Consider the following 15,249-nt stretch of genomic DNA (forward strand, 5'->3'; position numbering starts at 1 on the left):
CGTCACGGAGGTACGCCATGGCTGACGCCGCGCTGCGGCTGCAGAACCTCTTCGAACAGTTGCTGGGAACACCAATCCCGGTGCGCATCCGTGCCTGGGACGGTTCGCAGGCGGGCCCGCCGGGCGCGCCGGCCCTCGTCGTCCGCAACCGCAGGGCCCTGCGCCGCCTGCTGTTCAAGCCGGGCGAACTCGGCCTGGCCCGCGCCTGGGTGGCCGGCGACCTCGACATCGACGGAGACATCTACACCGCCCTCGGTCTGCTCGCCGGTCTCCTCTGGGAGCGCGACGACGACGCCCGCGGCCTCGCCGAGGCGCTGCGCGACCCGGAGTTCAGGGCCGCCGTACGCGGTCTGGTCAGGCTCGCCGGGCCGCCGCTGCCGCCGGCCCCGCCGCCGGAGGAGGCCCGCCGGGCCCGCGGCCACCTGCACACCAAGCGCAGCGACAGACGGGCCATCAGCCACCACTACGACGTCGGCAACGACTTCTACGAACTCGTCCTCGGCCCGTCCATGGTGTACTCATGCGCCTACTGGAAGGCCCCCGAGACCGAGGGCGGCACCCTGGAGGACGCCCAGCGCGACAAGCTCGAACTGGTCAGCCGCAAGCTCGGCCTGAGCCCCGGTCAGCGCCTCCTCGACGTCGGCTGCGGCTGGGGCTCCATGGCGATCCACGCGGCCCGCGAGCACGGTGTGCGCGTCGTCGGCGTCACGCTGTCCCAGGAGCAGGCCGCGTTCGCCCGCAAGCGGGTCGCCGACGAGGGGCTCACCGACCGGGTGGAGATCCGCGTCCAGGACTACCGGGACGTCGCCGACGGGCCGTACGACGCCATCTCGTCCATCGGCATGGCCGAGCACGTCGGCGCCGAGCGCTACCTGGAGTACGCCGTCGACCTGTTCGAGCTCCTGGCGCCCGGCGGGCGGCTGCTGAACCACCAGATCGCCCGTCGGCCCCAGCGGGACGAGTCCGCCTACCACGTGGACGAGTTCATCGACGCGTACGTCTTCCCCGACGGTGAACTGGCCCCGGTCGGCAGCACCGTCACCCAGCTGGAACGCGCCGGGTTCGAGGTGCGCGACGTGGAGTCGATCCGCGAGCACTACGCGCTCACCCTGCGCCGCTGGGTGGCCAACCTGGAGTCCGGCTGGGCGGCGGCCACCCGGCTCGTCAGCCCCGGCCGCGCCCGCGTCTGGCAGCTCTACATGGTCGCCTCCGCGCTCGCCTTCGAGCGCAACCGCATCGGTGTCAACCAGGTCCTCGCCGTGAAGACCCCCGAGCCGGGCGGCTCCGGGATGCCGCTGCGCGCCCGCACCTGGAACTGAGCCCACGCCCGCCGCACGCACGAGGAGGGCCCCGCTCCCACCCGGGAACGGGGCCCTCCTCGTGCGTACCGGCTACTCCGCCTTGATGGCCTGGAGCATGTTCAGGCGTGCAGCCCGGCGGGCCGGCCACAGCGCCGCCAGGACGCCGACGAGGGCGGCCAGCAGCAGGAAGACACCTATCCGTACCCAGGGCAGGACCAGTTCGTACGTCGGAAGCGTCGTGCCCATCAGCTGACCGGCGGCCCAGCCGAAGAACACGCCGAGGCCGACGCCGAGCACACCGCCGAAGAGGGAGATCACCAGGGACTCCAGGCGGACCATTCGCTTGATGCCCTTGCGGTCCAGGCCGATCGCCCGCAGCATGCCGATCTCCTGGGAGCGTTCGAAGACGGACATGGCCAGGGTGTTGATGACACCGAGGACGGCCACGATCACCGCCATGGCCAGCAGGCCGTAGAGCATGTTCAGCATCAGCGTGAACATCTTCGCGATCTCGTTGGAGACGTCCTTCTTGTCCTGGACCTTGATCGCCGGGTTGGTGTCGAGCGCCTTCACCAGGCTGTCCTTCGCGGCCGACGACGCCCCGTCGGACATCTTCACCATCACCTGCATGTCGACCGGGTCCGACTGGTGCGGGGCGACGCCCGCGAGGTCGACCATGATGCCGCGCATCATGTCGTTGCCCTCGTAGACCCCGGCGATCCTCAGCTGCTGCTTCTCGCCGTCCTCGTAGGCGACGGTGAAGGCGGAGCCGGCCTTCCAGCCGTGGTCCTTCGCGGTGTCGGTGTCCACGACGACGTCGGTTCCGCCGACCTCGAAGGCGCCCTGTTCGACCTTCAGGTCGGTCAGCTCGCCGATCGTGGAGCCGTCGACGCCGGTGAGGTACTCGGTCTGCCCGCCGATGCGGGACTCCGCGTTGCGCAGGGGGCTGATGGCGGTGATCCCGTCGGCCTTGCGCAGCTTCTCGGCGACATCGGGGCTGAGGGGGTTGCCGTTGGCCATGGAGACCACGTAGTCGGCCTCGATCGACGCCGCCGCCATCTTGTCGATCGCCTTCTGCAGGCTGCCCGCCATCACCGTCATGCCGGTGATCAGGGTGAGGCCGATCATCAGCGCGGAGGCGGTGGCGGCGGTGCGGCGCGGGTTGCGCACCGAGTTCTGCCGGGCGAGCTTGCCCGACACGCCGAACACGCGCAGCACCGGCGCCGCGGCGGCGATCAGCGGACGGGAGAGCAGCGGCGTCAGGATGAACACGCCGATGATCAGCAGCACCGCGCCCATGCCCATCGGGGCCTGCCCGTCGGAGCCCTCCATCGTCGTCGCCGCGAGGACGACCGCGATGCCGGCGGCCGAGACCAGCGCACCCAGTGTGTTGCGCAGCACCAGCGACTTCGTCGTGGCCTTGGCGTGCACGCTGCTCATCGCCGCGACCGGCGGGATCTTCGCCGCCCGGCGGCCGGGCAGCCACGCCGCCAGCATGGTGACCAGGACACCGACCGCGAGGGCCGTGGCGATCGTGCCGGGGGAGACGACCAGCGGTCCGTCGGGCACGACCGCGCCCAGCGTGCCCATCAGGGAGCGCATCCCGGCGCCGATGCCGATGCCCGCGAGCAGGCCGGTCACCGCGGCGACGACGCCGACCACGAACGCCTCGATCAGCACCGACCGCGTGACCTGCCGACGGGAGGCGCCGACCGCCCGCATCAGCGCCAGCTCCTTGGTGCGCTGGGCGACCAGCATCGTGAAGGTGTTGGCGATGATGAACGTGCCGACGAACAGCGCGATGCCGGCGAAGACCAGCAGCCCCTGCTTCATGCCGCTCATCGACGAGGCGATCGTCTCCGCCTGGTCGTCGGCCAGCTTCTTGCCGGTGGTGGTCTCGACGAGGTCCTTCGGCAGCGCCTCGTCGAGCTGCGCCTTCAGCGCGGCCTGCGTGACACCTGCCTTCGCCTCGACGGCGATCTCGTCGTACGTGCCCGCCTTGCCGAAGAGCTTCTGCGCGGTCGCCGTGTCGAACAGGGTGAGGGTTCCGCCGGCCGCGACGTTGCCGTCGTCGGTGGTGAAGACACCGGTGACCTTCGGAGTGAGCACCGGGCCGTCGACGGACATCCGTACGGTGTCGCCGACGCCGTAGCCGGTGCGCTCGGCGGTCCTGGAGTCGATGAGGATCTCGCCCGTGCCCTTCGGGGCGCGCCCGTCGACCAGCGGGTACCGGGGGTCCTTCTCGCCCCAGTAGTTGCCGCCCTGCGTGCTCCAGCCGTCGCCGATCAGGTCGCCGTCCTTGTCGGCGACGGCGGTGAAGCCGGTCACCACGCCGATGGCGGAGGCCGCCCCGGGCACCTTCGCGCTGTCGTCGAGGAGGGCCTCGGTCAGTTCGGGGACCTCGCCGACCTTGTCGCCCTCGGCGTCCTGGTACTCGGTCGTCACGGCGACGTCGACCTGGTCGAAGCCCTTGGCGGAGCTGTTCTGCAGGGCGTCGGTGATGGTGTTGGTGAAAACCAGGGTGCCCGACACGAACGCCACGCCGAGCATCACGGCGAGAACGGTCATCAACAGCCTGGCCTTGTGCGCGAGAACGTTGCGCAAGGCGGTACGGAACATGGGTCTTCTCTGTCGGAGGTTCGAGGAGGTGCGAGGCGGTGCGAGGCGGTGCGAGGAGGTACGAAAGGGCGTACGCGTCAGGGGCGGGGCCGGGCCGGCGGACGACGCGTCAGCTGGTGCGGCCCTTGGCGTCGAACTGCTTCATGCGGTCCAGCACCGAGTCGGCCGTCGGCCCGTACACCTCGTCGACGATGCGTCCGTCCGCGAGGAAGACCACCCGGTCCGCGTAGGCGGCGGCCACCGGGTCGTGGGTCACCATCACCACGGTCTGCCCCAGCTCCCGCACCGAGTTGCGCAGGAAGCCCAGCACCTCGGCGCCCGAGCGGGAGTCCAGGTTTCCGGTCGGCTCGTCACCGAAGATGATCTCCGGGCGGGAGGCCAGTGCCCGGGCCACGGCCACGCGCTGCTGCTGGCCGCCGGAGAGCTGGGAGGGACGGTGGCCGAGCCGGTCGGACAGCCCGATCATCCCGATCACGGAGTCCAGCCACTGCTTGTCCGGCTTGCGGCCCGCGATGTCCATCGGGAGGGTGATGTTCTCCAGCGCGGTCAGCGTCGGCAGCAGGTTGAACGCCTGGAAGATGAACCCGATCTTGTCCCGGCGCAGCTTGGTCAGCTGCTTGTCCTTCAGCGAGCCCAGTTCGGTGTCGCCGATGCGCACCGAGCCGGAGGAGAAGGTGTCCAGCCCGGCGACGCAGTGCATCAGCGTGGACTTGCCGGAGCCGGAGGGCCCCATGATCGCGGTGAACTCGGCCTGCCGGAAGTCGACGGAGACCCGGTCCAGGGCGACCACCTGGGTCTCGCCCTGGCCGTAGATCTTGGAAAGCTCCGTGGCGCGTGCGGCCACGGTGGTGGACCGGTCGGCTGGGGGTCCCCCCGGCCGGAGGCTGGGGGAGGATGCGGTGGTCACGGGAAGGGCGCTCCTGTCGGTACGACGTGTACTCGGGGACGTTCTCCATCCTTCCGGCCGCGAGGCGCCGTGTAGTCAGCCGCTGTTCCGGTTCCGAGGGGGGACTTCGGTCGGACGCTCCGGCCCGGTGTACTACCTGAGGATGACGGGAGGCCCTGACGGGTGCCTGACCAGCCCGCCGCGGCAGGGGGCGCGGGAACGGGGCGGGCGTCCTGGTAGGGACGGTGAAATTCCGTCATTCCGCATGCGTGGCCGACCGCCGCACGCAAGGCTGTTGGCGAGTGGGGATGGCCTGAACGCGTAGCTGATGCCCCCTCAGGCGCCAATAAAATAAGACAACATCGGTCCGCCCGCCCGCTGCCCGCGGGGTGCGTCCCGATAGGCTCAAGACGATCGTCGCGGAGCCCATGGCCTGCCCGGATGGTGGAATGCAGACACGGCGAGCTTAAACCTCGCTGCCCCTTCGCGGGCGTGCCGGTTCAAGTCCGGCTCCGGGCACTGCTCCTAACAGGGCCCTGACCAGCGGAAACAACGGAACACTGTTCACTCGTCATGGTGGTGCGGGAACATCGCGGGGACATTCCGCGTAGCATCCGGCCATGGCGAGCGTAGTTGCGCGTAAAAACAGGGACGGGGACGTCACCAGCTGCCAAGTGAAGTAGCGCATTGGGGCCGACTGGCAGATCGAGCGTTTCGACGAGGAAGAACCCGCGAAGTTCTTCACGTAAGCCGTCGACGAGGCCGGGCAGCGATGGCCGGCGGGCTGGGTCAAGGGCAAGGGGTTCATCGACCCGCAGGTCGAACAGCCCGATGACTCCCGCTACCGCTTCCGGGAGTACGCGCTGGCGTACATCGAGCTGAAGACGGGCATCGAGAAGCACTACCGCAACGCTGGACCATCCGGGCGCGGGGGCCCGTGTCGAGACGTGGTCGGCGGGCTGGTGGAGGCGTCAGCGCACGAACGGCTTGAAGGGCGTACGGGACGGGCTGCCGCAGCGGCGCAGGTCTGGTCGGGGTCGGCGCTCTACATGCCCGACGGGTCGCTGATGAGCACGGGTTCTGGCCCGGAGGACGTCGCGGCGCGGTGGGTGGGGGAGCGGGAGCAGGGGTTCACCGCCGAGCAGGTGGTCTCGCGCGACCGGGTATGACGAAGGGGGCCCCGCGCCGGGCCCCCTTTTCTTTCGTCGTCCTATGCCGTGCCGGTCGGGCAGCGGCCGGTCGGTCCTGGGCACTGCTCGGGCCTGCCGTGTCCGTTGCCCGGCTTGTCGGTCGGGCTGTCGTCGTCCTGGTCCTGTTCGTTGCCCTTGTCGGGGCGGTTCGTGTTCTCCGGAGTCTCGGACCGGGTGGCGGCAGGGACGACGTCCGGCTTCGGAGTTCCCTGGCCGCCCTGCGAGGGCGTATCGGAGCCGCTCGGCTCTGCGGGGCGCGATAAGTGCTCGTCGGCGGCTGGTGAGCCGCTGGGCGATGCTGTGGGCGGTTGGCTGCGAACGGGGACGTAGTGACCGTCGGTGCTGGCGTGGCCGTGCTGGACGTCTGCCGACTGGTTGGCGTCGCCACGGCTGCCCCGTCGAGGACGGGGGCGGGCGCGTCGGGGCATTGATCGCCGGCCGTGACGTGTCCGGCCGCACCGGCTCGGAGCAGGGCGCCAGGAACGGCTGCCCCCCGTCGTGCGAAGAACTTGCTGCGGCGGCACGGATCATCCACGTCGACGCGGTGGCGATCACGAACGCGTTGCTGTGCTGCCTGTCCGGCATGGGGGCGCCGGCGCGGGCTGAAGTACGTGCTTGCGCGGCCTCCAGGGCGTCATCGCTTGCGACCGTCCCGCGGTCCGGTTCGTTCTCGACGGCACACCGCCGCACGTGATCCGGCCTCGCCGCGCGAAGGCGCTCCGCTTCCCGTACCGGGGCCGGGCCGTCTTCGCGCAGGTCGTCCATCACCCGAGTACGCGGGCGAACACCTTCCTGGCCCGCGCGCTCAGGCGGGTCCGCTGAAGAAGCGGCGGACGGTCACCTCGTGGCGAGTACATCACGGACAGCTTCAAGGAACTCCCGCCGCATCACGTCCAGGTGGCGCGTGTGGTCCCGGCACCTGTCGCGCGCTGTGTAGTGCTCGCCCAGCGCGTGGCACTTGGCGGTGTAGGAATCGAAGCTGTGAAAGAAGGACAGGCGCTCATGTGTTTCTTCCACATGCTCCAGCGCCATCCTGATATGGACGTCGAGTGCGTCGGCCGGCACAGCGCTGACGTCGTAGTGAGCAATGACCATCAGCCCGAGACACGCGTGATAGAAGTCCGTGACGCTGGAATCCGGGTTCTCTTCCACGAGCCGCTTCAAGTCGGCCCATGCTTCGTAGAGCTCGGCGATTCGCGCGTGCTCCACTGTCGCCTCCCGGAGGGCAGTTGAGAGGTCCTCGGCGCGCTGGCCGATCTGTTCCGGCCCTTCCAGTTGGGTGATCACTACGTTGTGCGCGAGGTCGTCGAGTGCGGCTTCAAGTTCCGCGGCGCGTGCGTCTCGCTGGGCGGGAGGAATCTTGTTGTTGGTCGTGTCATAGGAGAGTTGCTCGGCCAGTCTGAGCGCTCGGCTGCACGAGAGCAGGAACGCCGAGTAGGTCTCTCGCCGCACGCCGCGCAGCCATTGCGAATGTGATTCCGCGCTGGTCGCTTTCACGGCGTCGAGCGCAGCGCGGTAAGCGGCTTCCGCCTGGGAGATACCGGCGCGGCTGGCCGCCTCAGCCGCACGTTGTGCGCCGCTCCGTTGCCACTGGCCGACGATCAGTGCGACGAGCACGGCTGCGGCGGCGACGAGCGCGCTGATTCCTTCCCATCCCACCCATCCCATGAACTGATCATCGCGTAACCGCGTTCGTCAGGTGCGCGGTTTGGCCGGGCTCGTCGGAAATCTTGATGAGGTCGGCGACTGCTGCCGCGGATCAGTACGCCCGTGTCCGGAGCCGGAACCGCTTCCGAAGCATGACTGGACTACGGTCCGTCTTCAAAGATCATCCAGGTGGTAGGTCATGGTGTCGTGGTACGTCGTCATGAACTCACCGACCAGGAGCGGTAGTTACTCAGCTCCACTGATCCCCCGGGCCGCGATGGGACTGCCTCGCGTGGAGGACCGGCAGGTTATCAACGGGATGGTCTACAAGATCCGCACCGGGATCTCTTGGCGTGACCTGCCGGAACGCTACGGGGCGTGGAAGACCGTGTACACGCGCTTTCGCCGTTACGCCCTCGGCGGGTGTTCACGCAAGCCTTGCAGCGCATCCGAGCCCACGCCGACGCGGCCGGCGACATCGACTGGCTGGTTCAGATCGACTCCACCATCGTCCGCGCCCACCAGCACGCCGCCCGCCACCGGCCGAAAGGGGGCTGCACTGGCCGGACGAACCGGACGATCACGCCCTCGGCCGATCGGGAGGCGGGCTGACCACAAAATCCACCTCATTTGCGACGGCAAGGGCCGCCCACTCGCGATCCTGGTGACGCCCGGCCAACGCCACGACAGCGTCTGCGCACGACTGCTGCCGGAACGTATCCGTGTTCCCCGCACAGGCCCGGGTCGGTCTCGGTGCAGGCCCGACCAGGTCGCGTAGATAGGCGACCTCGTGCATCGTTGGCGTCCGCTCCGAGGTTTGAACTGCTGCGATCAGCCGGTCGAGGTCCGCTTCGGTGATGCGCTGATTCTTGTTGACGGTGCGGGAGAGGGTGCTGGGGTCCATGTGCATTCGGCCTGCGAGCCGCTTGCGGTGTACGCCGTGGAGGAACTCGTACAGGCCCATTTTGAAGGCGTACATGGCGTCCGTGCCCGGGAAGGCACCCTGCAGGACGACCGGAGGCATCATGACCAGCGCGCACCCATCCCGCCGGAGCTCGATCCGCGATTGTCGGCTTCCGCGTCGCCTCGGCCGGGCCGCATTGTTCGAACTGGTCCGCGGCGCAGCCTACGGCTGCGGTACCGCACTGACTGCGCTGGTCACGTGGTGGATCCGGAACCCCGGCTGAAACACAGTTCGAGGGGGCCGGCCCGGGGCACGCGGATGCGGACCACGACCGCCTCGAACATTGGAGCGCCACCGGCCGGGTGCTGGAGGACGGAGACTTCATGTCCGGGGCGCCGGAGGACCGTCACCCCGACGTCCTCGTCCTGGACCGGGTCGGCGGCGGGGCGCCCGCACCGCGGCGGGAGGTCACCCGGCGCCTGGCAGATCTCCCGCACCACTGCGTGGTCCTTGTCCACGACGTGACCGCGAACGCGGACTTCCTCGCGAAGACCATCGGCTGCCTGTAACCGGAGCATGACGCAGGGTCCGGTCCAGGAGGAGAGTGCCCCGTCAGGAGATGCCGGGCCCCTTGTGCCCGGACATACCGGAGGCGTCGGCGGTCGCCAGGGGCGGTGAGGACCCAGGCGACAGCAGTGCGCTGCGACTCGTCGTCCATTGATCATCTGCGGCTGTCGCACCGCCGCAGAAACCGGAATGACACGGGACGCCGGTTGACTCGCCCTGTATAGGGGGACCCGGTTTTTTGCGCATCGTGCTGCCTCCCGGCAGCTACGCCTCAGAACCAGAGGGGGGCCTAGACGTCGCTACAGGCGGGAACGGAGAGCGATAATGGCTACAGGAAACAGCGTCCCCTGGGTGCACTTCAGATGTCGAGGCAGCGGCCAGGGCAACAAGCGATTCCTGGACGGTCACATCGGGACCGGTCGGATCAGTCTGGTCGATCAGACCGGCTTCCTGGGAACTCGGTGGGACCTGCACCCAGGTGGTGGCGAAGGTGTCCTCCGCGTCCGTTGCGTGGGCCCGGGGCAAGGCGGGTTCTCGCTGGGTTGGCTGGACGGCAATACGGTTACCGGAGCCGTCTCCCTCGTCAAGGCGAACGAGGCGCCGAGCGGAACCAGATGGCTGATCACACGCAGCCATGACGGGCTTCTCGTCCTCACCTGCAACGGTTCCCAGGCGGGGAGCTTTGTGGGCGGGCGCCTTGACGGAAACACGGAGACCGGCCAGGTGCGACTGGTGACCGATGAGGGGCTCTCCGGCACCAAGTGGGGCCTGGAGATCCCCATCCCCGGGACAGTGGGCTGACCGACGAATGTTTTCGGCTTGCCCAGAACTGCGTCGGCAGGTTGTAGCCGTCGCAGACGGGCGAAGCGGCCCGGCCCTCCGTCGTCGAACGGAGGGCTTCGGCGGGTGGGTTACGCGCTGCGGAGCTACGCGGGTGTTCCCGTGGGAACATCGGGGCGCGCCCAAGCGTGCTGAGACGTGCCGAGACGGGGCCGAGACGGTGACTGTTTCGGCTGGTCAGGGGAAAGCCGCAGGTCAGGCGTGCGGACGGGGGCGGTCCAAGTCCGGCTCCGGGCACCACCGCCGTGCGGCGTCTGGACAGGAGTGCGGCCGGCTCAGCGGGTGGCCGGCTCGGCGGAGGTCCTGCCGACGAGGACGAACTCGTTGTACGGGAAGACCTTGCCGGTGGAGCGGGGGAAGGGGAAGGAATAGGTGCGGGCGACCGTCACTCCCGCCTTCTCCGCGGTGCGGCGCAGCTGGTCGAAGTCGACGAAGCGTACGTGCGTGGCGTCGGTCTTGTAGCCCGCCTCCTGCGGCGTGATGAGCACGACCGACCCGCCGGGCTTCACCAGGGGCAGGTACTGGTCCAGGATGGTCATGCCGAGCTCCTCGTCGAGGTGCTCCAGGACGTGCGCGCACAGCAGGCTGTCGAAGGAGCCGGTCCCGCAGTCGGGGGCCTCGGCCAGCTCGTCGGGGGTGTACGCGGTCAGCCCGCGTTCACGGCAGGTGGCGACCGAGTGCGCGTTGTGGTCGACTCCCACGCTGCCCGGTTCGCAGTTCAGCAGGTTCCGGCCGATGCCGCAGCCCACGTCGAGGACCCGGCCGAGTCCGAGGCGGCGCAGGTTCCACCGGTAGGGGGCCTGCGTCGGCAGCAGCCGCTTGATGCCGGACTTCTCCAGGCGCGTGAGCCGCTGGGTGTAGTCGGAGGACTCCGTGCCTGCCGTGTGCGCATTGCCCTGGATGTCGGACATCGATGACCGCCGTTCTCTCGCCTCGCGGGTGAGTGGACCTCGGGAGCGGCGGGAACGGGCCGGTGGAATCCGGCGCATGCCGGTGCTTCGAGCACAGCGCCGCCCCCCGCCGCGCCAAGTGATCAGGATCACAAGGTTATGGCACGGGCCGGGACCAGTACAGCGATCGAGCCGAAGATCGCGCCCGTGTCCGGCCGACTGCCCCGAATGGTGCGGTCGCCGGGTGATGGAGCCGTCCGGCGTCCGTGCGGGGGTCCGTCGTCGGTGGAGCGCCGGCGACGGAAGCGGGCGCCCCTCGACCCGTTGACAGGGGCGCGTGGGAGGCCGAAACTCTGCGCAGCAAGAGTGAAAGAAATTTCACCACGCGAACAGCGGTGCGACGGTAGGAGATGCCCACCGCCCGCCGTGACGGCAACGACGCCAAACGAAGGGAACGACCGATGCGCACCACCGTCGGCATCATCGGGGCCGGCCCCGCCGGACTCCTTCTCGCCCGGCTGCTCCACAACGCCGGGATCGACTCGGTCGTCCTGGAGTGCCGCGACCGTGCCTACGTCGAACGGCGGCAGCGCGCCGGAATCCTGGAGCAGGGCACCGTGGACGTCCTGCGCGCGGTCGGGGCCGGGGAGCGGATGGACCGCGAGGGGCTGCGCCACGACGGGATCGAACTGCGGTTCGCCAAGCAGCGCCACCGCGTCGACTTCCCCGCACTCACGGGCGGCAGGTCCGTCATGGTCTACGCCCAGACCGAGGTCTGCAAGGACCTCATCGCCCTCCAGGCCAAGGACGGCGGCCCGCTGCTGTTCGAGGCCGAGGCGCTGGCCGTGGAGGGCGCCGAGACCGACCACCCGCGCGTCCGCTTCCGGCACGAGGGTGTCGAGGACGTCCTGGAGTGCGACTACGTCGTCGGCTGCGACGGCTTCTGGGGCGTGGCCCGCCAGGCCTTCCCGGCGGAACCGAGCCGCACCTTCGAACGGACGTACCCCTTCGGCTGGCTCGGCATCCTCGCCGATGTCGCCCCCTCGCACGACGAGCTGGTCTACGCCCGCCACGACCGCGGCTTCGCCCTGCTCTCCATGCGCTCCCCGTCCGTTTCCCGCCTCTACCTCCAGGTGCCCGCGGACACCGACGCCGAGAGCTGGAGCGACGAGGAGATCTGGACCGAGCTGGAGCGCCGCTTCGAGACCGACGACGACTGGGTCCTGAACCGGGGGCCGATCACCCAGAAGTCGGTCACCCCCATGCGCTCCTACGTCCACGAGCCCATGCGGCACGGCCGTCTCTTCCTGGCCGGCGACGCCGCGCACATCGTGCCGCCCACCGGCGCCAAGGGCCTCAACCTCGCCGTCGGGGACGTCGTCACCTTCGCCCGGGCGCTGGCCCACCGCACGCGGACCGGCTCCGACGAACTCCTCGACACCTACTCCGCGACCTGCCTGCGCCGCGTCTGGCAGGCCGAGCGCTTCTCGTACGACATGACGACCCTCCTGCACCGTGCCCCCGACGCCACGCCCTTCGAGGAGCGGCTCCAGCTGGCCCGCCTGGAGCGGATCGCCTCCTCCCGCGCCGCCGAGACCGACCTCGCCGAGGCCTACACCGGGTTCCCGATCGGGTGAGCGGCGCACGGCCGGGTGCCGCCCCCACCCGTGAGGGGAATCACTGATCCGCGTAGCGTGTTGACCCGCAGGGGCAGGGAAAGATCCTCCCCAGGCAGTAGGGTCATTCCTTTGCCGTTCCATTACTCTTGAGCCAAGGCTGCGCAGTGTGGCCATGGAGGAGTGAAATGAGGAGCAGAAACCCGGTCTTCTCGCGACGGGGGTTCAGCCGCGACAACGGCTACGCGGGCTTCAACACCGCGCCGCAGGCCGGGGGTCCCGCTGTCGCCACCCAGGGCAACCCGTACGCCCAGCCCACGGGCGCCAACCCGTACGCGCAGAACCCGTACGCCCAGCAGGACCTGCAGCAGGGCGCGCCGCCGCAGGCGCCGGCCGGCGCCGGCCGGATGACGATGGACGACGTCGTCATCCGCACGGCGAGCACGCTCGGCACGCTGATCGTGACGGCCGCGCTCGCGTGGGCGCTGCTGCCCGTGGACGACGCCAACATCGGCCGGTCCTACGGCATCGGTATCGGTGCCGCGCTGATCGGCATGGTCCTGGCGCTCGTCCAGTCCTTCAAGCGCAAGGCCTCGCCCGCGCTGATCCTTCTCTACGCGGCGTTCGAGGGTGTCTTCCTCGGTGTCGTCTCCAGCGTCGTCGACAACCGCATCGCCGACGGCGCGGCCATGCAGGCCGTGATCGGCACGATGGCGGTCTTCGCCGGTGTGCTGATCGCCTACAAGGCCGGCTGGATCCGCGTCAACCGCCGCTTCTACGGCTTCGTGATGGCGGCCGCGCTCGGCTTCGTCTTCCTGATGATGGTGAACCTGCTGTTCGCCGTCTTCGGCGGCGGTGACGGCCTCGGCTTCCGCAGCGGCGCGCTCGGTGTCGTCTTCGGCATCGTCGGCATCATCCTCGGCGCCTGCTTCCTGGCCATGGACTTCAAGCAGGTCGAGGACGGCCTCGCGTACGGCGCCCCGCGCGAGGAGGCCTGGCTCGCCGCCTTCGGTCTCACGCTGACGCTGGTGTGGCTGTACCTGGAGTTCCTGCGGCTGATCGCGATCCTGAACAGCAACGACTAGTCGCGACCGGTCACGAGAAGGGCCCCGGGCTTCCCGCCCGGGGCCCTTCGTCGTCGTCGCGGAGGGGCGCGCCCCTAGAGCAGCTTGCGCGCGGCCCTTCTCAGGTCGTACTCGTGGATGATCGCCTTCGCGTGGCCGTACGCGAGGTCGTGTTCGTGACGGAGCCAGCTGACCTTCTCCTCGAAGCGGAAGAGGGAGGGGCCGTCCTCGACGGTGCGCAGCCAGTCGGAGATCTCACGACCGGTGCAGTGGGGGATGCGGGCGAGCATGTTGCGATGGGTCTCCTCGGAGAAGACTTGGGACATCGGCGCCTCCGGGCGAAAAGGGATGTAAGCCGGTCCTTCAGGTCACCGTGCCTGAGCGTTCGCCCGTTGGCAACAGTCCCGGAGGGGCGCGTACGCTCACGCCGTGGTTGATACGACGCCCTTGACCCGTGCCGTGGACGACTTCGCCGACCGGTTGCGAGCCGCCCCGCAGAGCAGGCTGCAACGCGGGGCCGCCGCCGAGGCGCTGGAGCTGGCCAGGGAGCTGGCCCGGCGCGCCCAGCTCGCGGAGGAACCGGGGGCCGCGCCGCGCGAGATGCCGGACGCGGGGATGTTCGCCGCCGCCGACCAGATCGCCGTCGCCGCGCACGACCTGGCCCTCGTACTGACGGACGAGGGCCAGGTGGAGGAGGCGGTGGGACTGGTGGAGGAAGCCCGCAAGCGGGCCGGGGTCTGAGCTCCGGCAGCCTCCGCGCGCGCCGGGCGACCGGCAGCCTCCGCGTGTGTCGGAGGGCAGGCCGGGAAGCCGCGGGGGACTACAGGGACGCGATGACGCGGTCCGCCAGGATGTACACGTTCTCCTCGCCGCAGGCGAAGGTCAGCGTGTAGGCGCCGGAGATCCCCGAGCCGCCGAGCAGGTACGGCGTCCGGCCCGCGCCCAGCGCGGCGGCCAGGCGTTCCGCGGTCTCGCGGTGCCCCGGGGTCATGCACAGCGTGGTGCCGTCGGCGAAGACGTACACGTCGAGCGTGCCCAGCGGGCCCGGACGGACGTCCGCCAGCGCGACGCTCGACTCGGCCAGCCCCTCGAGGGCGGCGACGGTGCGCTCGTGGTCGCCCACGGCCGGTGACGGGTTCGGTACGAAGTCCGGGTGCGAGGGGTGCCGGCGGCGGGCGGCGGCCAGCTCGGCGGACTCCCTGGAGCCGGCGTCCTTCGGGGTCGGTTCATCGGTGTCCGCGCCCGGCTCGGCCACGGACTCCAGGCCCACGAAGTCGGTCTGCCGGGGCAGGAACAGCTCGCTGTCGGACAGCCCGAGCAGCAGAGGGGCGTCGGAGGCGTCCCGGGAGTCCTGGGCGGCCCAGAAGGCCCGCGCCTCGGCGAGCTCCCGCTCGCGCTCCTCGGCGAGCGCCTCCGCGACGGCGGCGCGTATCTCATCGGCGTCGGCGGCGGCACGGGCGGCGGGCACGCGGCCCCGCGCGGCGGCGGCGCGGCTCTCGGTCAGCTCGGTGCGCAACGCCGCGACCTGGCGGCGCAGCACGAGCACGGCGCGCAGGACTGCGACGCCCACGGCGCCGGTGGCGGCCGTGGTGAGCAGCAGGGCGATCGGCATGGCGCTCACTGACGTACTCCCGGTTCAAAGTCGACCCCCGACTTCCTACATCAGCTTGAAGGGAGGACTAACCGTCTGTCAGTGCGTAACGTCACGAAGCGGACAGGGCTTTG

Annotated in this window: 14 protein-coding genes, 1 tRNA gene and 1 pseudogene; 9 read left to right on the forward strand and 7 right to left on the reverse strand. The window is 69.9% G+C overall.

The window, feature by feature from the left end; all coding sequences use genetic code 11:
- The first annotated feature begins 17 nt into the window (after window positions 1–17).
- Window positions 18–1,319, forward strand: coding sequence for a class I SAM-dependent methyltransferase (locus tag ACH4F2_RS17925; protein ID WP_398133654.1), 1,302 nt, complete (start codon window positions 18–20; stop codon window positions 1,317–1,319).
- A 72-nt stretch (window positions 1,320–1,391) separates the two neighbouring features.
- Here the strand turns inward: ACH4F2_RS17925 and ACH4F2_RS17930 are convergent, their stop codons facing one another.
- Window positions 1,392–3,920, reverse strand: a complete 2,529-nt coding sequence (locus tag ACH4F2_RS17930) for an ABC transporter permease (RefSeq protein WP_398133655.1) — start codon at window positions 3,918–3,920, stop codon at window positions 1,392–1,394.
- A 109-nt stretch (window positions 3,921–4,029) separates the two neighbouring features.
- Window positions 4,030–4,827, reverse strand: coding sequence for an ABC transporter ATP-binding protein (locus ACH4F2_RS17935; RefSeq protein WP_398133656.1), 798 nt, complete (start codon window positions 4,825–4,827; stop codon window positions 4,030–4,032).
- A gap of 414 nt (window positions 4,828–5,241) precedes the next feature.
- Here ACH4F2_RS17935 and ACH4F2_RS17940 point away from each other — a divergent pair.
- Both ACH4F2_RS17940 and ACH4F2_RS17945 read left to right on the forward strand, forming a co-directional pair.
- A tRNA-Leu gene (locus tag ACH4F2_RS17940) sits at window positions 5,242–5,325 on the forward strand.
- Window positions 5,326–6,611: 1,286 nt separating this feature from the next.
- A complete protein-coding gene (locus tag ACH4F2_RS17945) occupies window positions 6,612–6,818 on the forward strand; it encodes a hypothetical protein (RefSeq protein ID WP_398133657.1) in 207 nt (68 codons plus the stop codon).
- Between the two features lie 15 nt (window positions 6,819–6,833).
- Here the strand turns inward: ACH4F2_RS17945 and ACH4F2_RS17950 are convergent, their stop codons facing one another.
- Window positions 6,834–7,664, reverse strand: a complete 831-nt coding sequence (locus tag ACH4F2_RS17950) for a hypothetical protein (RefSeq protein ID WP_398133658.1) — start codon at window positions 7,662–7,664, stop codon at window positions 6,834–6,836.
- Between the two features lie 199 nt (window positions 7,665–7,863).
- Between ACH4F2_RS17950 and ACH4F2_RS17955 the strand changes: the two are divergent.
- A pseudogene (locus ACH4F2_RS17955) lies at window positions 7,864–8,058 on the forward strand (transposase); the annotation flags it as partial.
- Between the two features lie 165 nt (window positions 8,059–8,223).
- Here ACH4F2_RS17955 and ACH4F2_RS17960 read toward each other — a convergent pair.
- Complete coding sequence (locus ACH4F2_RS17960) at window positions 8,224–8,622, reverse strand: hypothetical protein (RefSeq protein ID WP_398133731.1); 399 nt, start codon at window positions 8,620–8,622, stop codon at window positions 8,224–8,226.
- A gap of 308 nt (window positions 8,623–8,930) precedes the next feature.
- Between ACH4F2_RS17960 and ACH4F2_RS17965 the strand changes: the two genes are divergently transcribed.
- Window positions 8,931–9,116, forward strand: a complete 186-nt coding sequence (locus tag ACH4F2_RS17965) for a hypothetical protein (protein ID WP_398133659.1) — start codon at window positions 8,931–8,933, stop codon at window positions 9,114–9,116.
- Between the two features lie 322 nt (window positions 9,117–9,438).
- Window positions 9,439–9,915, forward strand: coding sequence for a hypothetical protein (locus ACH4F2_RS17970; RefSeq protein ID WP_398133660.1), 477 nt, complete (start codon window positions 9,439–9,441; stop codon window positions 9,913–9,915).
- 314 nt (window positions 9,916–10,229) lie between these two features.
- Here ACH4F2_RS17970 and ACH4F2_RS17975 read toward each other — a convergent pair whose 3' ends face one another.
- Entirely contained in the window at window positions 10,230–10,865 is a 636-nt protein-coding gene (locus ACH4F2_RS17975; protein WP_398133661.1) for a class I SAM-dependent methyltransferase, read from the reverse strand.
- Between the two features lie 440 nt (window positions 10,866–11,305).
- Between ACH4F2_RS17975 and ACH4F2_RS17980 the strand changes: the two genes are divergently transcribed.
- Complete coding sequence (locus ACH4F2_RS17980; RefSeq protein WP_398133662.1) at window positions 11,306–12,481, forward strand: 4-hydroxybenzoate 3-monooxygenase; 1,176 nt, start codon at window positions 11,306–11,308, stop codon at window positions 12,479–12,481.
- 167 nt (window positions 12,482–12,648) lie between these two features.
- A complete protein-coding gene (locus ACH4F2_RS17985) occupies window positions 12,649–13,545 on the forward strand; it encodes a Bax inhibitor-1/YccA family protein (RefSeq protein WP_398133663.1) in 897 nt (298 codons plus the stop codon).
- A 74-nt stretch (window positions 13,546–13,619) separates the two neighbouring features.
- Here the strand turns inward: ACH4F2_RS17985 and ACH4F2_RS17990 are convergent, their stop codons facing one another.
- Window positions 13,620–13,850, reverse strand: coding sequence for a DUF4287 domain-containing protein (locus tag ACH4F2_RS17990; RefSeq protein WP_398133664.1), 231 nt, complete (start codon window positions 13,848–13,850; stop codon window positions 13,620–13,622).
- Between the two features lie 103 nt (window positions 13,851–13,953).
- On the opposite strand from ACH4F2_RS17990, the gene ACH4F2_RS17995 reads away from it, so the two are divergent.
- Window positions 13,954–14,265 (forward strand): hypothetical protein, encoded by a 312-nt coding sequence (locus tag ACH4F2_RS17995; RefSeq protein ID WP_398133665.1) that lies wholly within the window; start codon window positions 13,954–13,956, stop codon window positions 14,263–14,265.
- A 79-nt stretch (window positions 14,266–14,344) separates the two neighbouring features.
- On the opposite strand, the gene ACH4F2_RS18000 is transcribed toward ACH4F2_RS17995, so the two are convergent.
- Window positions 14,345–15,145, reverse strand: a complete 801-nt coding sequence (locus tag ACH4F2_RS18000) for a hypothetical protein (RefSeq protein ID WP_398133666.1) — start codon at window positions 15,143–15,145, stop codon at window positions 14,345–14,347.
- Window positions 15,146–15,249: the final 104 nt, after the last annotated feature.

Source organism: Streptomyces sp. NPDC017890 (genome assembly GCF_044328675.1).
Lineage (GTDB): Bacteria > Actinomycetota > Actinomycetes > Streptomycetales > Streptomycetaceae > Streptomyces.